This window comes from Pseudoalteromonas sp. UG3-2 (assembly GCF_037120705.1).
In the GTDB taxonomy this organism is placed as follows: Bacteria; Pseudomonadota; Gammaproteobacteria; order Enterobacterales; family Alteromonadaceae; genus Pseudoalteromonas.
This window is the reverse complement of sequence record NZ_JAWLJU010000002.1, coordinates 1,001,552-1,027,164: the sequence shown is the minus strand read 5'-3', so window position 1 is coordinate 1,027,164 and position 25,613 is coordinate 1,001,552. Positions and strand designations below refer to the sequence as shown.

General features: G+C 46.0%; 22 protein-coding genes. 16 read left to right on the top strand and 6 right to left on the bottom strand.

The window, feature by feature from the left end:
- Positions 1-238: 238 nt before the first annotated feature.
- Entirely contained in the window at positions 239-1,501 is a 1,263-nt protein-coding gene (locus tag R3P39_RS07800; protein ID WP_336566725.1) for a peroxidase, FMP-type, read from the bottom strand.
- A gap of 390 nt (positions 1,502-1,891) precedes the next feature.
- On the opposite strand from R3P39_RS07800, the gene R3P39_RS07795 reads away from it, so the two are divergent.
- The 9 genes from R3P39_RS07795 to R3P39_RS07755 all read left to right on the top strand — a co-directional run bounded on the left by R3P39_RS07795 (position 1,892) and on the right by R3P39_RS07755 (position 7,666).
- On the top strand, positions 1,892-2,818 hold the full coding sequence (locus tag R3P39_RS07795) for an NAD-dependent epimerase/dehydratase family protein (protein WP_336566724.1): 927 nt from the start codon (positions 1,892-1,894) through the stop codon (positions 2,816-2,818).
- A 123-nt stretch (positions 2,819-2,941) separates the two neighbouring features.
- Positions 2,942-3,106, top strand: coding sequence for a hypothetical protein (locus R3P39_RS07790; protein ID WP_336566723.1), 165 nt, complete (start codon positions 2,942-2,944; stop codon positions 3,104-3,106).
- Positions 3,107-3,187: 81 nt separating this feature from the next.
- Positions 3,188-3,628 carry a hypothetical protein gene (locus tag R3P39_RS07785; RefSeq protein WP_336566722.1) on the top strand — a complete coding sequence of 147 codons (441 nt, stop codon included), beginning with the start codon at positions 3,188-3,190 and terminating at the stop codon, positions 3,626-3,628.
- A gap of 47 nt (positions 3,629-3,675) precedes the next feature.
- A complete protein-coding gene (locus tag R3P39_RS07780) occupies positions 3,676-3,987 on the top strand; it encodes a hypothetical protein (RefSeq protein ID WP_336566721.1) in 312 nt (103 codons plus the stop codon).
- A gap of 35 nt (positions 3,988-4,022) precedes the next feature.
- A complete protein-coding gene (locus tag R3P39_RS07775) occupies positions 4,023-4,412 on the top strand; it encodes an HIT family protein (protein ID WP_336566719.1) in 390 nt (129 codons plus the stop codon).
- 123 nt (positions 4,413-4,535) lie between these two features.
- Positions 4,536-5,360 (top strand): hypothetical protein, encoded by an 825-nt coding sequence (locus R3P39_RS07770; protein ID WP_336566717.1) that lies wholly within the window; start codon positions 4,536-4,538, stop codon positions 5,358-5,360.
- 8 nt (positions 5,361-5,368) lie between these two features.
- Complete coding sequence (locus tag R3P39_RS07765; protein ID WP_336566716.1) at positions 5,369-6,220, top strand: hypothetical protein; 852 nt, start codon at positions 5,369-5,371, stop codon at positions 6,218-6,220.
- Positions 6,221-6,247: 27 nt separating this feature from the next.
- Positions 6,248-6,820: a nucleoside deaminase gene (locus R3P39_RS07760; protein ID WP_336566715.1), complete on the top strand. Its 573-nt coding sequence runs from the start codon at positions 6,248-6,250 to the stop codon at positions 6,818-6,820.
- Positions 6,821-6,916: 96 nt separating this feature from the next.
- The gene (locus R3P39_RS07755; protein WP_336566714.1) at positions 6,917-7,666 is read left to right on the top strand and encodes a substrate-binding periplasmic protein; all 750 of its coding nucleotides are present in this window, start codon (positions 6,917-6,919) and stop codon (positions 7,664-7,666) included.
- A gap of 3 nt (positions 7,667-7,669) precedes the next feature.
- Here R3P39_RS07755 and R3P39_RS07750 read toward each other — a convergent pair whose 3' ends face one another.
- The gene (locus tag R3P39_RS07750; protein ID WP_336566713.1) at positions 7,670-8,320 is read right to left on the bottom strand and encodes a tRNA (adenine(22)-N(1))-methyltransferase; all 651 of its coding nucleotides are present in this window, start codon (positions 8,318-8,320) and stop codon (positions 7,670-7,672) included.
- 176 nt (positions 8,321-8,496) lie between these two features.
- Here R3P39_RS07750 and R3P39_RS07745 point away from each other — a divergent pair, with 176 nt between their 5' ends.
- From R3P39_RS07745 to R3P39_RS07730, 4 genes are all read left to right on the top strand, one after another.
- Positions 8,497-9,348 carry a DUF417 family protein gene (locus tag R3P39_RS07745; RefSeq protein ID WP_336566712.1) on the top strand — a complete coding sequence of 284 codons (852 nt, stop codon included), beginning with the start codon at positions 8,497-8,499 and terminating at the stop codon, positions 9,346-9,348.
- Positions 9,349-9,639: 291 nt separating this feature from the next.
- The gene (gene ovoA / locus R3P39_RS07740; RefSeq protein WP_336566711.1) at positions 9,640-11,745 is read left to right on the top strand and encodes a 5-histidylcysteine sulfoxide synthase; all 2,106 of its coding nucleotides are present in this window, start codon (positions 9,640-9,642) and stop codon (positions 11,743-11,745) included.
- The gene (locus R3P39_RS07735) at positions 11,715-12,908 is read left to right on the top strand and encodes an aminotransferase class I/II-fold pyridoxal phosphate-dependent enzyme (RefSeq protein WP_336566710.1); all 1,194 of its coding nucleotides are present in this window, start codon (positions 11,715-11,717) and stop codon (positions 12,906-12,908) included. Before ovoA ends, R3P39_RS07735 begins: the two co-directional genes overlap by 31 nt.
- A gap of 121 nt (positions 12,909-13,029) precedes the next feature.
- Positions 13,030-13,593: a YSC84-related protein gene (locus R3P39_RS07730; RefSeq protein WP_336566709.1), complete on the top strand. Its 564-nt coding sequence runs from the start codon at positions 13,030-13,032 to the stop codon at positions 13,591-13,593.
- 32 nt (positions 13,594-13,625) lie between these two features.
- Here R3P39_RS07730 and R3P39_RS07725 read toward each other — a convergent pair whose 3' ends face one another.
- Together R3P39_RS07725 and R3P39_RS07720 are read right to left on the bottom strand one after the other, a co-directional pair.
- Entirely contained in the window at positions 13,626-14,639 is a 1,014-nt protein-coding gene (locus R3P39_RS07725; protein ID WP_336566707.1) for a tetratricopeptide repeat protein, read from the bottom strand.
- Positions 14,640-14,736: 97 nt separating this feature from the next.
- Entirely contained in the window at positions 14,737-17,430 is a 2,694-nt protein-coding gene (locus tag R3P39_RS07720; protein WP_336566706.1) for a CHASE domain-containing protein, read from the bottom strand.
- Positions 17,431-17,607: 177 nt separating this feature from the next.
- On the opposite strand from R3P39_RS07720, the gene R3P39_RS07715 reads away from it, so the two are divergent.
- The 3 genes from R3P39_RS07715 (at position 17,608) to R3P39_RS07705 (ending at position 23,728) form a co-directional block, all read left to right on the top strand.
- Complete coding sequence (locus R3P39_RS07715) at positions 17,608-18,426, top strand: substrate-binding periplasmic protein (RefSeq protein ID WP_336566705.1); 819 nt, start codon at positions 17,608-17,610, stop codon at positions 18,424-18,426.
- Between the two features lie 159 nt (positions 18,427-18,585).
- Positions 18,586-22,734 (top strand): hybrid sensor histidine kinase/response regulator, encoded by a 4,149-nt coding sequence (locus R3P39_RS07710; protein WP_336566704.1) that lies wholly within the window; start codon positions 18,586-18,588, stop codon positions 22,732-22,734.
- A 79-nt stretch (positions 22,735-22,813) separates the two neighbouring features.
- Positions 22,814-23,728 (top strand): pirin family protein, encoded by a 915-nt coding sequence (locus tag R3P39_RS07705; RefSeq protein WP_336566703.1) that lies wholly within the window; start codon positions 22,814-22,816, stop codon positions 23,726-23,728.
- Between the two features lie 2 nt (positions 23,729-23,730).
- Here the strand turns inward: R3P39_RS07705 and R3P39_RS07700 are convergent, their stop codons facing one another.
- On the bottom strand, positions 23,731-24,708 hold the full coding sequence (locus R3P39_RS07700; protein ID WP_336566702.1) for an alcohol dehydrogenase catalytic domain-containing protein: 978 nt from the start codon (positions 24,706-24,708) through the stop codon (positions 23,731-23,733).
- A 79-nt stretch (positions 24,709-24,787) separates the two neighbouring features.
- The gene (dkgB, locus tag R3P39_RS07695; RefSeq protein WP_336566700.1) at positions 24,788-25,612 is read right to left on the bottom strand and encodes a 2,5-didehydrogluconate reductase DkgB; all 825 of its coding nucleotides are present in this window, start codon (positions 25,610-25,612) and stop codon (positions 24,788-24,790) included.
- Position 25,613 lies beyond the last annotated feature (1 nt).

The following is a 25,613-nucleotide window of genomic DNA, read 5'->3' as shown; positions in this document are numbered from 1 at the left end:
AATTTTTAAATTATGGCGAGTTTTACTTACAATTAGACGGTAATTTGATCGAAGCTAATAAATAGTCCCTTTAAGCACTTACCTGCTAGGTCTATAAATATGAGTATAAAGAGTAGAGCGAGCATTTTAAGCCAGTCGCTAGTGCTGTTTTGAAGCACATCCCGGTGTTTCAAAACAGCACATGACGCTTTGTGTTAGTGAAATAATTATTGTGGTAATTGCAGCACTAATAGAGCTGTTATTCGCTGGTGTGATTCATGCGACGGACCACGCCTTTCGGTGCACTCACGGTATCTTTGTCGGCAACTTCGTCTAATTTAATTGGGGTGAGCCTGTCTGCTTCTGGAATATCTTCCAAACGGCGCAAGGTATTTACTTGAATATGTGGCCACAGGGTGGTTTCACCGCTGGAGCCAAACATAAATTCAAAGTCAACGATTTGTTCGTACTGTAACTGGTCAATTACCTTGGTATTACCTTGACCATCTGGTATTTCAATTTCTTCTAGCCACATGCGATGACGCATACGCGCTACTCGGCAATAACGCTCGATCATAACATTGTTGATGGTAGCACCTTGAACACCAGTTTCATGTTGCGAGTCCAGTGCAATCATGTCGTAACGCTTAAATTTAAGTCCTTGATTGGCCTCACTGAGCTTAAGGTTTGGCTGTACCGTGTAAGGGAATTTGGCACCAAATTGGTCGTAATTAAATATGCGTTGGAAGTACGCTCTGGCACTGTTAACACCGCCGCCTTCTTGGTCTTTTCTTGGCAGTTCGGTCCACTTCGGTTTTTCCAATGAGCCGGCGATTAAATCCCGTGAGGGGTTCATCCCCATGGTTGGGGAGATAGCCAAATATTGTTGCTCCCATAAATCCGCAATGTGAGGAGCATCTCCAGATGTGTTACTTTCTGCGACTTTACCGGTAATATGAATTGTGGTGCCATGAGGGATCACACCAGAGCGCGATATTGAATGAGGTGGCACAAATTGCGGGCCTAGTTCGCCTGGGCCCATTACCGGCTCACCGGCGTCAACTTTCACCGACTCAGCGCTGGAAGTGTGCTTAAACATGGTTGGCGGGTTTTGATAAGGGCTATCGTCTTGCCATGGCATTTGGCTGTCACCAATCCACAGATACATGCCATTTTCAAAGTGTTGTAACACCTCATCGTTATCAATGATGGCGGTTTCGTATTTTACGGCCGCGTTAAATTGTTCATTCGAGCCACCACGATTTCGCACCGGTTCATTTACTTGAGTAAAAGTCAATTGCTCACGGTATTCTTGCGATTTGAAATGGAACACACCAAAAATGGTTTCTGATGAGGTGCCGGGCGATGGCATGCAAGTGGTATGCAAGCCTCGGGGGCCATCTTTCCAGTTAACCCAAGTGCCATTGAGTTTTGATAAAATTCCAAATTGCGGACCTTTTGGTTGGCCCTCTTGCCATTCTTTATAGGGTCGAACAGATGACGGTTGTGTTTCCTTAGGCATGTTATGCTCCTTAACACTCTATTTTTAGCTGAGACTCCGGCCTTGGTGTCTTATTATTTAAGGCATCAAGCTGGATGACGGTAGCGGCTATGTTGAAATACCAATGCAGTATTAGCTGTGGCTGACTAACATAGACTCAATAAAGATGGTACAAGGTGGTTAACAAATCAATTACAATGCATTACGTTTTTTATACATTGTGGTGGCGTTAAGAGGTCGTTGTGGTTTGCGCAGATAAGTTGGTAGCTCTAACGTTAAAGTGAACATTAAGGTCAAGCATAGCGCAATGCTGGCAAGGTAATAATGCCCGGATAATGGTCATGCTATTGACCTTAAACCTAACTTTAAGGATAAGCTGTGCTGCAACTTAAGTATTTATCAGAGGCACTTATGCAAACTATATTAGGGGCAACAGGGCAAATAGGAATAGAGCTTGCCAAGGCGTTGAAACAAAACCATACCGAGGACATTCGCTTAGTCAGCCGTAACCCAGTTAAAGTCAATGACAGTGATACGCTGTTTGCAGCGGACTTAACCTGTTACGACGAGACGTTAGCAGCCGTTGCAGGATCCGCGGTGGTGTATTTTACCGCCGGTCTGCCACTTGATACGAAGAGGTGGCAAACTCAGTTCCCGCAGATGGTAGAGAATGTTATCGCGGCTTGCCAAGAGCATGGAGCAAAATTAGTCTTTTTTGACAATACCTATATGTATCCACAAACCGCTGTGCCCATGACGGAAGCCACCGCATTTCAGCCTTATGGTAAAAAAGGACAAGTGAGAGCAGGGCTGGCTCAACAAGTGCTTACGGCCATGGAGTCGGGCAGAGTTAGCGCGATGATCTGCCGAGCCCCAGAGTTTTATGGCCCAGGTAAAACACAAAGTATTACCAATGCCACGGTGTTAGAAAAGCTGGCTGCAGGGGAGCCGGCTAAGATGTTTTTGCGCGACGATGTGGTGCGCTCTTTGATTTACACACCCGACGCCAGTCGTGCCATGGCGCTGCTTGGTAACACAGCAGAAGCCTACAACCAAACGTGGCACTTGCCGTGTGATGATAATCGTATGAGCTATAGCGCTTTAATTGATTTGTGTCGGCAGTTAACAGGGCAAGACTATCGTTATCGGGTCATCAAAAAGTGGCAACTGCAGTTGTTGGCAATATGGCGGCCACAAATACGAGAAACACTGGAACTGTTGCCACGCTATCAGGTGGACAATATTTTTCTGGCGGACAAGTTCAAGGCACGTTTTCCCGATTTTACCATTACTCCGTTCGCTGAAGGGATAAAGAAAGTGTTAACTGAGCCGAGGTAATGCACACTCACTCTTGTAATTAATGCTGACTTGCGTGTCAGTCGGTATTAAAGGAGGCTCTGAGAGTCTTGTTTCTCAAATTTATACAGGATAGACTCAAGGAGTGCATTAACAGGATAAACTATGAAAAAAGTTCATCGAATTATCATCTTACTGGCCCTGCTTATTGCGGCTATTGCTGCATATAGTCAAGGCATTAGCAGTGGTGTGTTTCTCTTTATTGCTTTGGGCTTTGCCCTTGAGATGCTGTTCTGGTTTAAACTATTCCCGAACAAAAGAAAAAAGTAAATTCAACTAAGGTGCAGTGGCGGCCAGTATTAAGCGTACTAAGTCATTGCATCCAGGGACGAGCCTATCAACACTAACACAATGCTAAAACTCAGCTTTTATCTCGCTTTTTTAACCGCTTCATGTCAGTTGTTAAGCGCCGAACTTAAGCCCTTTACCAGTGACGGCTGCAGCGTATTTCCTGACGGTACCCTAGTGCAGCAACAGCTGTGGTTGGATTGTTGCACAGACCACGATCTGGCTTATTGGCAAGGTGGCAGCGAGCAAGACCGCGAACGTGCTGATTTGGAATTAAAAGAATGTGTCAGCAAACTGGGTGAACCGGATGTCGCCAGCCTCATGTTGCTAGGTGTACGTATTGGCGGAACTCCTTATTTACCCACTAGTTTTAGGTGGGGCTATGGTTGGCCGTACCCAAGGGCATACCGGCCATTGAGTACGGCTGAGTTAGAGCAAGTTCAAGCGCGTATTGCCGAGCTGAAGATGCTTGAGTCTTCTCTGCCTAAGCAACTTGAAAAATGATGGCCACACAATAAAAATAAGACATCTAATAGTTGAAGGAGCGGACAGTGCAGGGCGTTATAATCGTTTTAATTTTGCTATTATTATTGCTTGATTATGTATTGCTAAGGTGGTTGCAAGCCTATGTTGAGCAAGCCTACCCACAAGCGTGGCAACAACTCCGCCAGCCTAATTTAGGTAATGCACCGCAGGCCGCCAAGGTGAACTTTCATGCAGCTTTGCAAAGTGGTCATTTTGCAGCATTACACGACAACCGCATTGACATGTTTATAAAACGGCGCCGCTGGTTATTTAAGGTGATATACCTATTAATGTTCATTCACATAGGCTGGACTGCTATCGCTGCACTTCAGGCTTAAATGATTGATACACAATAAGATAAAGGAGTGAGTAAATGACAGTTGTGGAGCAAATTGTTGCGCGACAAACGGCGGCGGTTATTGTTTATGAATCGGATCAGGTCATCGCGTTTGCGGATCATGACCCCATAAATCCTGGTCATATTTTAGTGTGCCCCAAACTGCCGTTTGCGACTTTACTTGAGGTTCCCGCAGTGGTGATGGCAGAGATTAACGATGTTGCTAAAGTCATTTATGCTCGCATCGAGGATAAGTTTTCTCCGGATGGCATTACCTTAGTGCAAAATAATGGCCATGTTAATGAGCTCAACCATTATCACTTACACATTATTCCACGCTATAAAAATGATACTTTTCAGTTTGCAAGAGCGGGGCAAAATTTACAATCGCAGGAGCAATTGCAAGCAGCCTTGGCCGATTTCTAAACCAACTTAGTGAACAAGCAGGCTGCTTGATACCGAACTTAACTAGTTACATTTGTAATGAAATAGTTAACTTTGTTGGCTATACTGAACCTTACAACCACTTTTTGTGCATAAGGAAATAGTATGGCCAATTCGCAAACTGGCGCAATGTACACCAGTAATTCCCAAACTCGCGCCGCCAATCTCACCAGCAATAACAGCAATGACGTGCCTGCCAGCAAGCAATTTGTAATGAATGCCACGGGCAATTTATTTGTTGCCAGTACCTTAAACGACAGTGCTGATGGTAATTTACTCCCCCAAGAAGCACAAAGCGCGTTTGCTGAAGTCAGTGTCTTTTTTGCCGCGTTAACTAAAGCCATGGCAGAGTCAGGGAAAAGCCTCTACGACTTTGACGCCCTCGATAACATTATTTCTAGTTCCGGGTTATTTGTTAAGGTTACCGAAAGTGATATCGACTTTCATAGCAAACAAGCCGGTGTGACCTTCTCTAGCCAATTACTGCAGACCTTGGTGGGGCTCAGTGGCAACCTAGCGAGTTTAGCCAAATCATTGACCGACATGATAGCTGGAATGGGGGAGGCGGCCATTACTATTGCTGCGAGCAATACTAGCCAGAGTAAAAAAGTAGGCACCATTATTTTTGTCTGTGAATATTTGCTAGGCGCAATTTCAATTACGCCTATTATTGTCTCTGCCGATGCCCAATCGGTAAAAACCATTTGGCAAGCCGGGCCATGCTTGAAAGGCAACCACGTTGAAGTAAAGCTAGGCCTAACCAAGTCGGTTTTTTTGTTTGTGCCACCAGAGTTTGTTAAGCGTGCTGCGTCTTTAAATGAGGCCATGTCTGATCCTGAGTTTAATAATTTGATCGATTCTCTTACGGCATCGATTGCGCCAGAGGAGCCAGCCACTGCGGCGGCAAACCCCAGTAAAAAAGATAGCTAAGCAGTCCTATGGCAAATCCATTTAGCTGGTTTCGGCGACCTAAAACCCCAGAGGTGCAGGGCAAAGACACAAAATATCAGGCCATTACCAAACATTACGTGTTTAATGAAACGGGCAATATTATGCTTTGTGCTACACCAGATAGCCTGCAGCAACTCGATGGTGAGCTAAAAACCGCGTTTGTCGATATCAGTGTGTTTTTTGCCGCCATGACCAAGGCGCTTGCCAGTACTGAGAACCCGATCACCAAGCGGCCGTATTCATTATTTAACTATCAAGCGGTAAAGAATATTTTGGCGGACTCCGGCTTATTTGTGGAGACCAATGTTGAACAAGGCACCTTTAGTCATGAAGGAGTGGGTCGCAGTTTAACCAAAGCATGGCTGCAACACGTGCTAAACCGTGACTTTGGTGATCAGCCACTGCCTTTTAGCGGTGCTATGTTCAATGGCATGGGTTATCAACAAGCACAACCTTCGCAGCAGCAAGCGTTAGATGAGCAACAAAAAAAGTTATGTCGTGGTGGCAGTATTTTCTTTATTGGCGAGCTATTGCTAGGGGTGCCGCAAACCTCAGCGGTGCTGTTAAAAGTAGAGCCGCTTAGCGTTAATAGCGATGCTCAGATGACAGAGCCCGACCCTCGAGATATTTTTTCTTTGGCTGCCTTAGATGAATCAAAGCATCAAGCCAAGCACAAAGTGCGTCATTGGCGATTCAAAAGGCGCACCTACTTATTTGTACCACCCAAGTACATAGCCCATGCCGCTCATGGTCTTGAATTACCTGAGGACAAAGAGTTTGCTAACATGGTGGCGCTACTCAGTGATAGCCTTGCTAACCAGCAAGTACCATTAGCCTAAGCTGTGTCTCAAAAGGAGTAAGCCAATATGGCATTATTGCAACAAGATTCTGACATCACCATGGCAGCATTAACGGCCATTGCCCACATGCCCACATCTAGCTTGTCAGCGCTGTGCAGCGAGGCATTTTTTCATCGCCTGACAGACCGCGACTTTATGCGTATTGCAGTGCTGTTAGCGGAAAAAAGCGTACAAGAGGGCGGTTGCCCCATTGGTGCCGTGATAGTGGATAACCAAAGTAACCGCATCGTTGGGAAGGGCCACAATACCTTAGTGCAAGAAAACCACCCGTATAACCATGGCGAAACAGCGGCTATTCGTGATGCGGGTCGCATTGATTTTAGCCAGACCACCTTATTTACCAGTCTCAGCCCCTGCGATGTGTGTGCCACTTTGCTGTATATGCGGGGCTTTAAACGTGTGGTGGTAGGCGATGTGACTAATGCTCAAGGCAATGAAGCCTTATTGAGCAGCAAGGGAGTTGAGGTGGATATTATTGAAGATCAACAAGGGATTGAGCTGTATCGTAATTTTAGGCTGCAGCATCCGCAGCAAGAACTTGAAGATTGGCAAGGTTTAGCAGCAGTAAAGCACGATTAAGCACAAGATACTGATGTGTTGTGATTAAAATTGAATCATTCGCTGAAAAAGTGCACACTAGAAAGCTATTAAGTGCGCTAATCATACAGAGGTTGAATGGTTAAGTCATTGCTGTGGTTGTTGTTGGCATTTATAACGTTTTGTAGCTCTGCAAAGTCGCAAGACGTGGTTCATTTTGTGGCAGAAGACTTGCCACCATATCACTATGTCAATGAGTTGGGAGAGCCGGATGGTGCGCTGGTGGAGTTGGCGCGAGCCGTTGCCAGCCAAGCGGGGATTAACGCGGTGGTTGAAATAATGCCGATGGCGCGCGTTCTGCACGAGTTTGAAACCAAAACCAATGTGGCGCTACTGTCTTGGCTAAAAACCCCCGCTAGAGCGGCTAACTTTCGCTTTTTAGGCACTATGGCCCATGCCGAAGCGTCGCTTATTGGCTTAACGACATTAAACAAACCCATTACCACTTTGGCAGAAGCAAAAGCTTATCGTACTGGTACCATTCGGGGTTATTACAGCGAACAGTTTTTGAAACAACATGGCTTTAATGAAGGCTATGAATTGGTGTTGGTGTCGGATCATGAGCGGCTTTGGCAATTGCTCTACAAAGGCCGCATTGACTTTGTGTTTACCAATTCTCTCAGTTTACAAAAGGAGCTGCACACGCTGTCGTTGGACGCTGAGAAAATAGAGCAGAAATTGGTGTTAACACGCTTTCCTAATGAGCTGGCATTGGCCGTTAACAGCCACTTCTCCGAGCCGCTTGCCGCGCGGATTGAAGCCGCGCTTAAGACTTTGGCCAGCGATGGCACACAACAACAAATTTTAACGCGCTGGCGAGTGCAATAAGTTTTATAAAGGAGCTAAGCCTTGGTAGGCATCGAGTATCCTCTGTGCCTCAGGTTTTCCCTTGGCCACGCGTTGGTAGTGTGCAAGGGTTTTAGCCAAATAGCGCGATGATAATGCTCCTTGTTGCCATATAGATTGCCCAACCGCAGATACCGTTTGCGCGGCGCTTTCTTGGCTTACATAAATTACCTCGTAAATACGCTGGTTTTCTTCTACCAATGATTCATGCTTTAGTTTCCAGCCCAATTCCCTCAAGCGCTCGCGCAAGGTAAAGTGGTGATGCACGGGGCACAACAGCAAATCAATATTATCGTCGAGGCTGGCCGTTAACTTTGACACTAGCTCCGCGGTTAAGTCGCCACCAATGCCTGCAATGATCACTAATTGCTTGCTGCCATCTTGGTAAATAGGCAAGCGTGCAACATCCATAACATAGGTGCTGTAGCGATGTTGATAGTCAGCAAAATAGTGTCCTAACTCGAGTTGTAATTTGTCTATTAGCTCGGGCACAACATCAACAAAGTGCACATGTGCTTGAGAGCTTTGCAATAGTGCCGCACCCAGTTGGCCGTGATCGCAGCAACAATCCCAAATATGCTGATAGTCAGGCGTAATGATGTCGTGCAGGTATTGTAGTCGTTTACCCAGTTTCACAGCAGCTCCTTGATGCAATGGCTGATAGCGACTGCCGCCCAGCGGCAGAAAATTTAGCAGCGATTATACTATCAAACTGCCTCTCAAACATGCTTTTGCTAAGACTTTACTAAGCGTGTGAATGCCTTTTAGCAAAACTCAGGTCTACTCTTGAAATCAAAAATGTAGAGAAAACGATGACGATTAAACATATCAATATAGCGGTTAGCGCTTTAGTCGCTGTGAGCTTGTTATTGCTAGGGCTGTCAATTTTATTTGGTGGCGGGGCTAATAATGTCAGTGTGGTTACGCAATTTTACGGCCTAAATGACGTAGTGCCAGTTGCTCAAGCGGGAATGCTCTTTGGTTTTGCGATGCTACTTACAGCCACGTTTATGTTACTTCAGCAATTCCGGATTGTTGCTGACTGGTTGCCTTTTGCTGGATTACTCTTGCTGAGTACATTGATGTTACTGACTTTGTTCAGCTCGCAGCGCTGGATTGCCGAGCATGGTGGTTTTCCTGTAATTGGCTCTGGTCAGGGCGTGATCAAGTACTTTGCGTTGTTGGCCATAGCCTGCTTTTTATACCCAGTGAAGCGGTTAAGCAAACAAACACTGATCTACCTTAATTACTTCCCTGTGGCACTGGTGTTAGTTTGGATTGGTGGTATGAAGTTTTTAGAATTAGAAGCCCGAGCAATTGTGCCGCTAGTTGAAACTTCGCCCTTGATGTCGTGGTTGTATACGCTTTTCACCGTACAGCAAGCCTCTAACCTCATTGGTATATACGATATTTTCTTTGCGCTGTTACTTGGGCTTGGTCTGTGGTTACAGCGGCCACTGATCATTTTAGTGGCGGTTGCGGGTTGCCTCGCGGTGTTTGTCATGACCCAAACTTTTTTATTTAGCGCTTCAGGGGCGTTCAGTGAAACGAGCTTACTAGCAGGGCTTGGCCAGTTCGTGATCAAAGATCTTTGGTTTATTGCAAACTTAATGGTCGTGACGTATTTAAGTGGCAATTCAGAGTATACGGCTAAGTCAGCTTAGCCTTTTAACTGTAAGAAAGAGCTTTGCTTTAGCGCGGTGGTAGCATACAGGCTCTTTTTTGACACTTTTGCAAAAATAGCAATTGGCGTCGTGAAAAATAAATATGAATAAGTTAAGGTCTTACTTATACCAGAGTGGTCTAAGCTAAGTTATGTATCGTATTGGCTTTTTTATTGGCACCCTGAAAGTTTGTGTGCCAGATGTGGGATCACCCCATTGAGTTTGAGTTGTCAGAGCTGCTTCACAGCGCAGCGACATGTAATGAAATAGCAAGTTAAAGAAGATAACCGTATGGAAAGACCAAACACACTTAAGCCAATTTGGCTTGCAGGTAATGACGTTGAACAAAAACGCGCTGAAATTAAAGCCTATTTCAATAACAGCTGGCAGCAGTATGAATCCTTATTTAGTAACATAAATAATGATGATGCCTTTTTCGTTAAAGCTGAGCGGCTGCGTCACCCGCTTATTTTTTATTACGGACACACCGCGTGTTTTTACATCAATAAACTGATGCTGGGTAAATACATTAACAAGCGTATTAATCCTCATATTGAGTCTACTTGTGCGGTGGGCGTGGATGAGATGTCTTGGGACGATTTAGACAGTAATAACTACGATTGGCCAAGCGTTGCGCAAGTGAAGCAGTATCGTGATCAAGTGTGTGCGCTGATGAATGACCTTATCGATACCATGGAGCTGAGTTTACCCATCACCCAAGATAGCTTGGCGTGGGTGGTGCTGATGGGCATCGAGCATGAGCGCATTCACCTTGAAACGTCATCGGTCATTATTCGCATGCTGCCACTAAAAGACCTTACCTTACAGCCGGGTTGGGAGCCGTGCCAAGAACACGCACAAGCCCCTAATAACGCTCTGGTTGCGGTAAGCGGTGGTGACATTACCTTAGGTAAGCCCGAATCAAACCAAACCTATGGTTGGGATAATGAATATGGCCGTCTTGATGTTAGCGTGGATGACTTTAAAGCCAGCCAATATTTGGTATCAAACCAAGAGTTTTTGGCCTTTGTTGAAGACGGAGGCTATCAAAAGCCAGAGCTGTGGAGCGAAGAAGGGCAGGCTTGGCTGGCCTCAACGCAGTCGAGCATGCCGCGTTTTTGGCTAAAAAAGGCCGATGGCTACTGGCAGCGTAATCTGGCCGAAGAAATTCCATTGCCACTGAATTGGCCAGTGGAGGTGAACTACCTCGAAGCGAAAGCGTTTTGTAACTGGAAATCACAACAAAGCAGCGGCTATGTGCGTTTACCCACGGAAGCTGAGTGGCAGGTAATGCGCGATCAACTAGAGACGGATCTGACGACTTGGAGTGAAGCGCCGGGTAATATCAACCTAGAAGTGTGTGCCTCGAGTTGTCCTGTGAACCGTTTTGAGAACAAAGGTTTATTTGATGTCATTGGCAACGTTTGGCAGTGGACCGAGAGCCCAATAGACGCATACAATGGCTTTAAAGTGCACCCATTGTACGATGACTTCTCTACGCCTACCTTTGATGGCAAACACAATTTGATTAAAGGCGGCTCTTGGATCTCGACCGGAAATGAAGCGGTAAGAGATTCGCGTTACGCCTTTAGACGTCACTTCTTCCAACATGCCGGGTTTAGGTACATTGAAACGGATTCCCCTGAAGTACCAGTGCAAAAAGTCAGTTTGTGTGAGCAGGACCCTGAAGTGGCATGCGATCTCAATACACACTATGGCTCTGGGGTGATGAACTTTGCCAACCCGCTGCTTAATACCGTAGAAAAAGTGATGCGCCATTATCAAGGTCAAACCAGTAAAGCACTTGATTTAGGCTGCTCTGTTGGCCGAGCCAGTTTTGAGTTGGCTAAGCACTTCGAGCAGGTTGATGGCATCGACTTCACTGCGCGCAATATTCAGCATGCCCTTGCACTCAAAGAAGGCGAGCCAGTGCGTTTTGCTACGGAGCAAGAAGGCGAGATTGTTGACTTTCACGAAGTATCTACCGCCATGTTAGGTTTTACCGAGCTGGCTGAGCGGATCCACTTCTGCCAAGGCGATGGTCATAACTTAAAACCGCAATTTAGTGGCTACGACTTAATTTTGTGTCACCGTTTGGTGGAATACCTTTATTCACCTAAAACCTTTATAAATCAAATTAAATCGCGCCTTAATCCAGGCGGTGTACTGGCCATTGGCAGCGCTTATCAATGGGATAGCGAGCTGACTAAGTCTGAAAACTGGTTAGGTGGTTATAAGGTGAGTGGTGAAAATGTCACTGGCCGCGACGGTTTAGCCATTTTATTAGAAAACGATTTTGAGTTAATCGCGGAAGAAGAAGTGAGCTCTGCGATTGCCAAAAATGCCCGCAAGGTGGAGTTGGAGTTATGCCAGCTCACCTTATGGCGGCTGAAATAATACCACCGACAATGCCAGCGATTATGCTGGCATTTTTACTTGAGAAGACCATGGAATTTGCATTACCCGAACACATAAAGTTTAGTCAATCGTTGCCAGGTCCAGTAGCTTTTAACCTCAGCGACTCTTGCGCGCAAGGAGTTACGCTTAGTGAGTTACTGGCGTTTAGAGGTGAGCTGCCCTTTGATAGCTCACTGGGTTATAATCCAGTGGCAGGTAGCGAACCCCTGAAAAGTGCAATACAGCAGTATCATTTACGCTCAACGGACACAGTGGCGGATCAGCAAGTCGTTTCCTTTACCGGAGCGCAAGAGGCTATTTACGCCACCATGGCAAGCTTGTTACAGCCACACGATGAAGTGATAGTGTTTACGCCTTGTTACCCCTCTTTGCTGAACCTGCCGAAACAACTTGGTGCTAAAGTCCATGCTATTGCGCTGAGTGCAGAAAATAATTGGCAGTTTGACATTCAGCAAGTGGCTAAATTGGTCAATGCCCGCACTAAAATGATAGTGATCAATGCGCCTCATAATCCCACCGGGGCGACGCTAAACCGCGAGCAGCTAGAGCAGTTACTGTGTATTGCTGAGCAATGTGATGCTTATTTACTGAGCGATGAAGTGTCAGCACAAAACGCCAATGATGAGTGCGTCCACAATGGCCAATTCGTCACTTATTGTAAATCCATTACGCTGGGGGTGTTATCAAAAAGCTTAGGGCTTCCTGGGATCCGAGTTGGTTGGGCGATTTGTGGCAGTGCTGAGCTTGCTCAGCAGTTACTCAACTGTAAAACCTATCTCAGTATCTGTGGCAGTGCCGTCGATGACATGTTGGCGGTAACGGCACTAGAACATAGCGATGTTATTTTGCGCCGCAATGGGGACATCATTGCCACCAACGTACAGTTAATGCAGCAGTTTGTATTACGAAACCAGGATAAAGTAGACTGGATTGCACCGGCGGCAGGTATGCTGAGCCTGCTGCAAGTTAAAGTGGTTAGCGATGGTAAAGCTTGGGCGAGGCGTTTTGCTCAGGAGCTACAAACGCTACTCTTACCTGCGTCGTTATTTGCTTTAACTCATCAGCAGTACTTTCGTTTAGGCTTAGGTAAAGAAGACTTTGCCAGTGGACTCGAGCGGTTACAGATATTCTTACAGGATTAATCCTAGATTCAATCTATTAGGCTAAGCTTATACTTTCATGGTCAATCTGCGATGCCGCTTAGGCTACCTCCTAGGCGTCGCAGTGTATGATGATTATTAATCTAGGTGTGATGAGGAAGCAATGAGTAAGATACCAGCTTTATTTATGGGGCTACTACTAATGATGCTTACGGCCTGTGCGTCGATGGGAAGCGGCAGTAAAGCCGATAAACAACGGGCCATTTTGGATATGCGCAGTGACGTTTTAACGCAATTGTATCAACAAAAACCAGACACTCGCTCGCAAATAGCCGCCGCCCCCGGTTACGCCGTTTTTTCTAATGCCAACGTTAATTTATTGTTTGTCGCAGCAGGCACTGGGTATGGTGTGGTGCACAATAATACCACTGGTGGCAATACCTACATGAATATGGCTGAGGGAGGGGTTGGCCTTGGTGTAGGAGTTAAAGATTATCGCATTGTGATGGTGTTCCATAGCCAAGATGCCATGTCACAGTTTATCAACTCTGGCTGGACCTTTGGTGGTAATGCCGATGCCGCAGCCAAAGCCGCCAAAAAAGGTGCTTCCGTTGAAGGTGAAGCATATTATGGTGACGTAACGGTTTATACTTTTACTGAAAGCGGCCTGGCCTTACAAGCCACCATTAAGGGCACTAAATTCTGGCAAGACAAAGAATTAAACTAAGGGTGGCTCAGCGTAAGTAGGATTACTGACACTTACCAAGCGCACTCTTTGACCAGTTCAAACCAAGGGCTGCTAAAGCGTTTGATTGGCGATGGTGCTTGTGGCAAATCAACGGTCACCTGCATTGGTTTGGCAAAATAGCGATAAATTATGGCGCGCATTTTATCGCTTTGCAGCTGTTTAAATGCGCTCTGCAATTGCGCTTTGTGCTCTGCCGTCAGGGCATCGCCTTTGTGATAAGCATATCCTGCTTCAAGCCATTGTAGCAGCGCTTGCTTCGCATCATTAGGGAACGCCTCGGTTAACGTAGCTGTTGGTCCATACAGCCGGTCGTAATTGAGCCGTTGCTCTTGTACTAAAAATACCAGCAGTAAATTCAGTCCGGCAGAAATCTGGCCAGCACGCTTATCTATTGCTTGGTAGCGACTCAAAGCGCTGCGAAAGTAGCGCTCTGCAGCGACCACTCTGCCTTCGTCCAAAGCTAAGTAACCCAGGTTATTCTCTATCATCGCAACGACATTAGGTAAAGCCAGTTTAATGGCAAGGCTATGGCTTTGGCCATATAAATTGCGAGCTTGTTCATAATCGTTTTGGCTTCTCGCTAATAGCGCCATACTATTACTCAAGGTGAGGCGTTGACGGTCGCTCTCGGCATAGCGAAAGGCGCATTGAAAGCTGAGTTTGGCATCGGGTAAATATTCTTCACGGCGCAGCCAGATCCCAAGCGCACTCATGATCGTAGTGAGCTTTTGCTGGAAGTAATAGCTGTGGTGATGGCTAAACACAGCATTGATGGATTGGTACAAGCGATCATACTGTGCGGTGGGCACGGCGGCTCTGGCATTAATTAAGTGCCAACGAATAAACAGAGCAACAGAGGCTTGTTGGAGCCCATTTATACTGTCTAAGATAGTAATGGATTGGGCAGGGTTAACAGTCAAATAGTCACTGGCTTCATCCAGCTTTTTGACCTTGTCAGACAGTTGGCTAGTGTGACTGAGCGCACAGAAACTACAAGCCAACAGCATAATAAGAACTAGCCGCAACGATACTTCCTCGACAGTGGATCCCCTTGATTTAACTGTAGCGCTGGCGGGTGTTTAATTCAAAGTATTTGGTCTCAACAAGGAGGGTGCTCAACGTTTACCGTCGGGGTAAGTGCTTAGCAATCGCACTTAGCAAGACGTGTAATTCAACCGGTTTGGCAACGTAATCATCAAATCCCACTCGTTCATACAAGGCTTTGTCTTCAGCAAAAGCATTGGCGGTGAGTGCGATGATAGCCAGATTTGGGTGAAGCGCTTTAATTTTTTTACACGCCTCGACGCCATCTAGCTCTGGCATTTGAATATCCATCAAAATCAGATCTGGCGTTTGCTGTTGGCAAAAAGTAACGGCTTCAACCCCATTATTGGCGATGCTAATGTGAGCGCCCGCTTTGCTTAGCATGGTACGCACCACTAGCTGATTAATTGGGTTGTCTTCCGCTAATAAGACATGCACACCACCGAGGTTGATTTCCTCCAGTGCTTCTGCTTGTGAGTCTGCCTGTTGTTCAGTGGGCTTGAGAGGAAGCTCAACGGTGAAGCAAGTGCCTTTGTCTGCTTCACTGGTCACTGTGATTGTGCCGTTCATCAGTTCGACCAGTGACTTAGTAATAGATAATCCCAGCCCCGTGCCACCGAACTTACGCGTGGTTGAGGAATCCGCTTGTTCAAAGCGTGAAAATAGCTTTTCTAATGCCTGCTGACCCATGCCAATGCCAGTGTCTGCTACTGTTAATACCAGGCCTGCTTGTTTAGGCTGCGCCGCGATGGTGGCTTTGACACTGCCTGAGTGAGTAAACTTAACGGCATTAGACAGCAAATTAAGCAGTATTTGCCTAACTCGCACTTCATCGCCTAACCAATGTAGCTGCTCTAATTTAAGTTCGATACGAAATTTTAACTGTTTGTTGTTAGCCAGTACCGCAAATTCAGAGCGTAAGTGCTCTACTAACACCGCAATATTAAAGGGTTGCTGCTCCAACTCAATTTTTCCAGCTTCAATTTTAGAGTAATCGAGAATGTCGTTAATAATGGTGTTTAATGATTTGATGGAGTAAATGGCTTTATCAACAAGATTACTGCTGCTGTCGCTGAGTGATTCTGACTTCAATAATTGCAAGGTGCCATAGAGGCCATTCATGGGAGTGCGAATTTCATGGCTCATATTAGCCAGAAATTCTGCTTTGGCCTGAGCAGCCAGCTCTGCGGCCTCTTTGGCTTGCGACAACTCTTGCTCTCGCGCAATTTGCTCGGTTAAGTCAAACGCAATGCCTAAAAACCCGTCTATTTCACCTTGCTCATCGGTGAGAGCGGTGACGTTCAATCGAACCTGAACGTGCTTGCCAGACTTAGTGACATAGGTCCAGCGATTAGTATCGACTACCCCAAGTTTTGCCTTTGCTACAAAGCTATCAAAGCCTGGCGTGATAGTAGTACCAAGCTCAGCACTGAGCTGCTGTGCTCTGGCTATCACTTCATGCTCAAGATGGAAGATGGCAGGGGTTGTTTTGCCAATGACCTCAGCTTGGCTATAGCCCAACAGCTTCTCCGCTGCTGGGTTAAATTGGCTGATGGTGCCATCAGGATCCGCGGCAATAATGGCGTAACCCGAGTTTTCTACGATACTGGTTTGCAACTGGTTGTACTTAACCACTTCTTGGGTGCGGTCTTTCACCTCTTGCTCTAAGCGGGTGTTCATGGCACTGAGTGCTCTGGCTTTTTCGGCTTCATCTTGGCGCCTTTGTTGGCGCACTAATCGGCGGCGGCCAACAGCATAAAAGACAATAAAGGTTAGGCATGCCAGTAGCATCGATACGATGACTGCAACATTAAGAATGGTTTGAGAGTGATTTAAGTTAAGGCTGCGAATAAATTGCGAATTAGGCCAAATTTCAATTTTCCAAGTGCGGCCAAAAAGGTTGCTGGTGACATTGACCGCCAGAGCCGTGTGATCTTCGCCTGCAATTAAGCTTTGATAAAATGGCATGGCTTTTTCGGAGGAGGTAACATCTGAAATTTGAATCGATATGTCTTGTTTTAACGCCAATAAGGTCGATAACACTTCGTTGATTAACAAAGGGGAATAACTCCAACCGAGTAAATTATCGAGGCGGCCTTGCACTTGCTCCGGTGCTTTAGGTGAGTGGTATATTGGCGCCAAGATTAAAAAACCGTATTTTACTTTGTCGTTGGCTTGCACCAAGGTAATAGGAGCCGTGAGTCGTGGCTCATTGTTTTTTGCCGCCTCTAGAGCAGCGAAGCGGCGACTAGCTTCAGAGCCAATATCTAAGCCCACAGCCTCATAATTATTCACCTCAGGTTCGATGTATTGAATGACAAAGTGGCTACTTTGCGGTTGGTTTAAGGTACGAATATCAAAGGCGTTATCGGGGCGCTCAGCCGCTGCTTCGGTTAAAAATGACTGGAGTTCTTGTGACTCCACATATTTTACCATGCCCACTCCACGAGCCCCTGGATACGCTGCTGCAAAATCAAAGGTGTCCATGTAGCGCTGCATAGCGGTGTAATCGAACTGAGCATCGCGTTTGGCGTGCACTGCTGAGCGTAAACCTAAGATCCCATACCAATACAGGTTTACTCGCTCAGTGACCGACTCATTGACTTGATCTAGGCGATTATAAAGGGCGGCATAGAGTTTTTCTTGTCGTAAGTTTTGTTCATGATGATATAAAAAAGCACCATAAGTGAGTCCGGCAAGCAACACAATAAGGGCGGCAATCAGCGGCACTATTTTGTTGCTAAGACGATTACTTAATGATGGGTGAAGCACACTGTCATTCCTACGACTAATTCTGTGTTAATAGAGTAGTGTAGTTAGCGCGCAAATCCCAGCAATGATTATGGTAAAATGAAAAAAACAGCTGTTATAGCACTGCGTTAGCATCCACTTTGCAGCGGTAGGGCATAACATCTAATAATATATGACCAATTGCTCAACCAGGATAGCTTGGCTAAGCTTGTAGTACTTTGGCTCAAATTATTATCTGCCATGTGGTTTACTTTTTTATTGCTGATGACGTTTAGTGCTAGCTCGAGTGCCAATGATACCGAGCCGGTAGTCATTGCTGGCGATAATTGGTGCCCAGTGAATTGCTCAGAAAATGACAGCAACCCCGGCTTTATGATTGAGGTGGCCAGTGAAGCATTAGCGATATCAGGTTATGAAGTACGCTACTTAGAAATGCCGTGGATGCGGGCAATACATCAAGCTCGAGCGGGGGAGGTGGATGCCATTGTTGGGGCGTTCAGTGGCGATGCACCTGACTTTCACTTTCCTAAGGTGCCAATTTTACAGCTGAGTCCTAATACCTTGTTTACCCTTAAAGACAACGGCTGGCGCTATAAAAATCAGCAATCCTTAGCAAAAATACAGCTTGGCGCCGTACGTGGCTATGATTATGGCACCCTGCTTAATGCTTACATCAAGTCGCACCAAGGCGATAATCGTAGCAAAGTGACCTTGTTATCGGGTGATAATGTGGTAAGGCGCAGTTTAAACTTGTTGCTCAGTGGCCGCATTGATGTGTATGTTGATGCTGGGCCGGTGGTGTGGTATCAAGCTAAGCAGTTAGGTGTGGTGGAGCAATTACAAACAGTGGGATCCATTAGCCCACTAGAGCCCGCTTACATTGCTTTTTCGCCCACCAACAAGAACAGTGAAGCACTGCTATTGGCGCTTGATTTGGGAGTGTTAAGACTAAAACTTGATGGCCGTTTAGATGAAATTGCGCAAAAATACGCCATCAAGCCCGAGTTTTACCGTTAGGGAAAAGGGCTAAGTCTACAGCCAATAAGACGTTCAGATAAGTAGTGCCATGGAAGCCAGTGGCGCTGGAAACACAAGCAAAACAGCACGGTTTAACATAGCTAAATTTCATTCTATCGACTAGGCTTTAGAGCACTATCCTTTAGTAAAAAAATACTTATGGCAAAACCGTTTGGCTTAGTACCGGTTATTTGTATATTTTTTATTTTGCTGCTCAATACTACTCATGCAAAAGTGCCCCCGTTAGCAAACGAGTATTCCGTACAAGCCTACGGTGCTGAGGACGGGTTTGTTTCTTCCGAAATTTACTCCATTGTTCAAGATCATCCCGGCCGAATTTGGTTTGGTACCGCAGAAAATGGCGTAATGCGCTATGACGGGACGGCGGTAAAACGGTTTGAATTTGATAGTATGAACCCCGATGCTTTGCCTCACAACGATGCCGGAAACCTGATGCTCGCACGCAGTGGCAAAATTTGGATAGGGACATGGGGAGGCGGAGTAAGCCAATATGACCCTAAAACAGGCGTTTTCAAAAATTACACGCATGACCCAATGCGAGGCGACTCTCTCTCTGCCAACCGAGTGCAGTCGCTTTACCAAGACCAAGATGGCCGTATTTGGCTGGGGACTTATGATCAAGGGCTTAATCTGTTTTTAGGAAATAACCGCTTTAAACGCCTATTGCAAGCAACCGAGACTACCCCAGGGCTTTCTCATAACCGCATTTGGGACATAGAAGGTCACGATAGCCAATCCCTATGGGTGGCCACCAGTTATGGCTTAAACTTAGTAAATAAAGAAACTGGACACGCGAGTTACTTTTTCCCCGAGCCTAACAATAAAACCCCCACCGGTAGCAATGAAATCCGTCATATATTAAAAACCCGTGATGGCAGTATGTATGTCGGCACGCAACAAGGCCCTTTTGTTTTTAATCACTCAAACGGCCAGTTTACGCCATTTGGAACGGTAGCACCTGAAACGCTTGGGCAAGTGAATTCGATGATTGAAGATCATGCAGGGTTTATATGGTTTGTTACTAGCAACGGCGTTTACCGTTACAGCCCCGCCGAAAATCAAATTAAACGCCTAGACTTAGAACATAACAAGGGGCTGCGCATCATTTTTGAAGACCGTGCCAACACACTGTGGATAACCAATGAGGTACATGGGATCTTTAAACTAGTACCAAATCGACAGTTTAAATCTTTGCAAGACGCCAGGTTAATGGCTCCCAATGGTATTGCAGCGGACAAAAATGGCGATGTTGTTATCGCAAACTCCAAGTCAGAAATTTTTAAGTGGCAAGTTGAGCAACAGCAATTGATGCCCCTATATGAAGCAATTTTTACCCCAGAAGCTGGCTTTGATCCGAACCGGTTACTGGAAAGCCCTGTGGTGTATTTAGAAAACAGCACCACCTTGTGGTTAGCGCAAGATGAAGGGTTGGCTAGAGTTGATCTTAACTCACAGGCCATAGAAATTGTTCATTACCCCAGAGACAAACCAGGCTATCAAGAATTTAGAGAAATACGAGCACTGAGCAGCGATAACACCGGTAAGTTGTGGATAGGGACGTATAAACATGGCATTTATATTTACGACCATAGTAACAAGGTGTTCCAGCGCTTGAATAAAGGCCAAGGGTTAACCCACCCTGAGGTGTTAAAAATATTCCGAGATAGCAAGGGCACTATGTGGGTGGGGACTGGCAGCGGAGTCAGCCGTTGGCAAGAAGAAACGCAACGCTTTGTTGCCTTTAAAGAAGACAACGACAACAGCCATAGCTTATTGGGGAGCTTAGTTCAGGATATACACCAGTCTTCGGAGGGAGATATATGGATTGCAACGCAAAAGGGGTTGAATAAATACATACCCGAACTACAAGGATTTGAGCACACCAGTGAAAAGGATGGCTTACCAACGTCCTTGATCCGAGCCATAGCAGATGACAGAAAGGGCAACCTGTGGCTCACTACCAATAAAGGAGTGTCTAAATACTCACCGGACACGCAAACAGTGAAGAACTTTGATGGTCACGATGGTCTGTTAGGCTTAAATTACTACCCCGGCAGTTTAGTGGTGGCCAAAAATGATACTTTGTTTACCAGCAGCCAGCGCGGCATTGAGTACTTTAGCGCCGATGATATCCGCGCCGACAATTTTAACCCCAATGTTATTTTAACTGGTTTCAATGTCTTAGGTGAGCCGGTGAAGCTCGATAAACCTTACGCTTATGTTACAGACATTGAGCTGTCATACCTCGACTATGTATTCTCGGTGGAATTCGCCGTATTAGACTTTATTGCACCGAACAAGAACCTTTATGCTTATAAGCTCGAGGGCTATGACGACCAGTGGATTGAGATTGAAAACCGTAATAGTGTGTCATTTACTAATCTTGATGGCGGCTCTTATACCTTATGGGTTAAGGCAACCAATAGTCATGGTCAGTGGAGCGATAACCCACTCAAGCTTAATCTGCATGTGGCGCCACCAATGTGGCAAACCTGGTGGGCATATGCGCTGTATCTGCTGGTGTTATCTGGCCTTGTTTTTTTGGCGATTTATTTAAGAACTCGGCTACAAAAGCATGAGATTAACAGGCAAAAGCAGTTTGTCACTAAGCTTGAGCAGCAGGTTTCTGAAAAAACTGCTTCGTTAGAAAATCAGGCGAAAGAATTGTCTGTAGCGCTTGAGCAAGCCAATGTTGCTACACAATTAAAATCGGAATTTTTGGCCAATATGAGTCACGAAATCCGAACGCCGATGAATGGTGTTATAGGCATGCTCAATCTGTTGAAGTCCACAACACTAAATGGGGAGCAAGCCCATGCCGTTGAGGTGGCCAATGCCAGTGCCAACTCGTTACTGACACTGATTAACGACATTTTAGATTTTTCTAAGATTGAGGCGGATAAGCTTGAATTAGAGCGCCTTGAGTTTGAATTACGCGAGCTGATTGAGCTGCTGGCCGAGTCGTTAGCTCTGAGTGCGCACAGTAAAGGGGTAGAGGTAGTGCTCGACCTAGCAGAGCTTAAAGACGTTAAAGTGAAGTCTGACCCTGGGCGCATAAGACAAATTTTAAGTAATATTCTCAGCAATGCCATCAAGTTTACCGAGCAAGGTGAAATCGTAATAACCGCGCATTTGCAGTCAGCAAAAGAAACCGGGTATGCCTATTTTCATTGCCAAATTCAAGACACCGGTATTGGTATCCCGCAAGAGAAGCTGGCCACTCTTTTTGATGCCTTTAGCCAAGTGGATGCTTCCACAACACGAAAATATGGCGGCACGGGTTTAGGGCTGAGCATTACTAAGCGCTTATGCCAATTACTGCAAGGGGATATTAGCGTCACCAGCGAAATGGGTGTGGGAAGTTGTTTTGCGGTTACCTGTTTAGTGGAAGTCATATCCGAAAGGGAAAAAGCCGCGCTTTGCCTCAAGGACCTCGGCCTAAACGTGTTGTTAGTGGATGGTAACAGTGCAAACACAACGGCTATTAGAAAGCAGTTGGAACGTTGGGGCGTAGCTGTGACAGTCACTGATACCTTGCAAACAGCAGTGGAGATATTACAGCAGAGCTTAATAGCAAAGCTGCGTGATTATAACTTAGTGATACTCGATAACAGCCTACACAAACAACATCTCGAAAAAACAAAGCAACTGCTTAGCCGTGAAACAAAGTGGGTCATGATGGGGCCTTTGAGTGAGCAAGACAGCAAACAAAGCATGGATGAGTTTGATTTAGACGCTTATATTTATAAGCCCATCACACAGGCGGCGTTAATAAAGTCGCTATCGTTAGTATGCTCAGAAGTTGCTAGTCGACTGCAAAAACACAACTTAACCGCGTTAGCCATTGAAGCCGAAGCAGACTCTGACGGTATGACAGCCTGGGCAGAAAACTTACATGTGTTGTTAGTGGAAGACAATAAAGTCAACCAGCTGGTGGCACTTAAATTACTTGGCAATCACGGCATAAAAACACACGTCGCCGAAAATGGTGTACAAGCAATTGAGGCCCTAAAACAGCATGACAATTCAGAGCCGTTTACCTTAGCCTTAATGGATTGCCAAATGCCCGAACTCGATGGCTATCAAACCACCCAAGCCATCCGCTCCGGGGAGGCCGGTCAGAATAACGTAGGGTTGCCAATTATCGCCATGACAGCCAACGCCATGCAAGGCGATAAGCAAAAATGCTTAAGCGCAGGCATGAACGATTACATTAGCAAACCCATTGTTGAGCAAGAGGTTATTGAAAAGCTAAAGCTGTGGGCAGCGGTTAAGATCAATGACTAAAGGCAAAATAAGTCATTAGGTGTATGCTCACAATAAATGTGTTGCACTGTTAAGCGAGATCATGAAGGGGGAGTGAGTCATGAGTAATTTATCAACTTCTGTAGAGCAAGATTGTAGCGTGAGCAATGGTTGCAGTGCGATAAAGCTGGTGCTAACGCCAAAAGACAAAGAGCTAGGTGGCTTTACTGTGCGGCGCAGTATTCCAGTAAAAGCGTGTCGCAGCATTGGGCCGTGGGTGTTCTTTGATCACATGGGGCCTGCACAATTTACCAAAGGGCAAGGGGTAGACGTTAGGCCTCATCCACATATTGGCTTAGCCACAGTTACTTACTTATTTGAGGGGGAAATGTTGCACCGCGATTCACTGGGCACAGAGCAAGTGATCACCCCAGGTGCGGTGAATCTGATGGTGGCAGGGCGCGGCATTGTCCATTCTGAGCGGCAACGAGAAGAAATAAAAGCCGCACCACAACGTATGCATGGGCTGCAACTGTGGTTAGCACTGCCAGAGCATGAAGAACAGTGTGAACCAGACTTTCTCCACTACCCAGGCAACAGCATCCCAAGCACCTTAGAGCATGGTGTGGCCATCAGAGTATTAATAGGTTCCGCTTATGGTATTACCTCCCCAGTGAAAACCTTTTCCGAGACACTCTACCTCGAAGCTCGTCTGCAAGCAGGACAAACACTCACACTGCCAGAAACCGACGAATTAGGCGTGTACGTTGTTAAAGGAAAACTCACCAGCAAAGACACCCAACTTAACGAGCACACCATGGCCGTATTTAGCCATGAAGCAAGCATTCAAGTAACAGCACAAAGCGACACAATCTTAGCCCTTATCGGTGGCCGCTCACTAGGCAAACGCTACATGGACTGGAACTTTGTTGCCAGCGACAAAGCGTTAATCGATAAAGCCAAACACGATTGGCAAGCCGGTCACTTTGCCAAGGTGCCAAATGATGATCAAGAGTTTATTCCTTTGCCGGGGTAGTATCAGCGGGCACTTTGGAGCGTCAAATCGCAGTGGTAGCTGCTTTGTGGTACTGTGATCACCGCTTTTCGCTTATCTTCTTTAGAAAACCGAAGAGCATCATTTACTTGGTCAAAATTAAATAGTTGGGGAGTCTCAACTTGTAAATTCCCCTGAGCAACTTGCTTCAGTAAAGCCTCCCCGTCTTTGATAAGCCGCTGCCATTGAGGTGTGTCGCCGTAAGTGTGGAGTGCGCCAAGTGCGATTTCATGATAGGAAATAGTGCGAGTGAAGGGCTCATCAACGGGCTTTTCAATGCGACCCAATATACTCACTACATGACCATTTGCTTCGAGCAGTGGCACCAATGACGCCGCATAGTCTGGTCCATTTGCATCAAACAGGGCATAAAATGCATGTCCTTCAGGGCTGGCTCGATGGATGGCTCTTATACCCATATCATCGGCCTGACGTTGAGTAATACTGCTTGATATAACATGAACATCAAAGCCTGCCTGCACTAGCATTTGCACCAGGAGCTTATTGACAGCGCCTATGCCGCTAACTAGGACTTTCGCTCCTTTTCTAACAGGCACCTTAGTGAATGCCTGCCAAGCGGTTAGCATAGGGCAAGGCAGTGCCGCACCAAGCGCAAAGTCAAGGCCATCGGGAAGAGTTATGACTCGGTTAGCGTATGCTTCAGTATGAGTGGCAAAACTTCCGTTCTCGTTGAGGCTATGATGATAAACAACGTGTTGGCCCAGTAAACTTTGATCTACGTCCTCAGCCAAAGCAATAACGACTCCCGCGCCATCGACACCAGGCACATGCCCTTTTTTCCAGTCAAGCGGGTTGTTATCGATAAACTTCCAGTCGACTGGGTTAACACCGATTGCATAATTACGCACAAGAATGCGGCCATTGCCTGGCGCAGCTAAAGTTTGAACTTTTTGCTGTAGTGCTGCACCTGCTTGGTCAAACTGCCATACTTTGGTCTGCATATCACCTCCTAAGGTTTAAATCAGTTACATTTTTAAGTATGAAGGAAGCCAGCGATGAGTATCGTCTGGCTAATTTTACTTAGTCCCAGTCAGGTGCAAAATCTGGATCTGCCTGACGATCACCACAATTAAGTGCGTCAATTGCTGCGATATCTTGTGCATCCAATGTCAGCGCTTGTGCTTTGAAATTGGTTTCGAGGTTGTTGCGCTTGGTTGATGATGGGATGGTTACCAGACCGTGTGCCAGCTCCCATGCCACAACAATTTCTGCTGCGCTAACACCATGCTTTTTTGCAATATTGATAATGGTGTCATCCTGTAAAACTTTACCGACGGCAAATGGCATATACCCTGTGACCACAATGCCGTGTTGGTCACACGCTGCCCGTACTTTTTCATTTGTCAGGTAAGGGTGGACTTCTATTTGGTTGGTGGTAATGACACCTTCACCTAAAATGCTGACCGCTTGCTTAACTTGATCAACCGTAAAGTTAGAAATACCAATTTCTTTACTCAGTCCCATTTCTTTAACACGAAGTAATTCGCCTAAGTACTCTTCCATGCTCTCACCGTTTTCTGGTGCCGGCCAATGAATGAGAAGAAGGTCTACATACGATAGTTGCAGTTTAGCTAGGCTCTCTTTCACACTATTGACAAAGCTTGCTTTGTTTAACTTGTCGTTCCACACTTTGGTAGTAACGCATAAGTCTTCACGTGCAACCTTGCTGTCTTTTATGGCACGACCCACTGCGTCTTCGTTTCCGTAAATTTGTGCTGTATCGATATGGCGAAAACCGACCTCCAAGGCCATGGTGACACTGTTATAAGCTTCATCGTCTTTTAAGCGAAAGGTACCCATACCCAGCGACGGTATTTTTGCAGTGAATTGACTTGTATTGGTCATA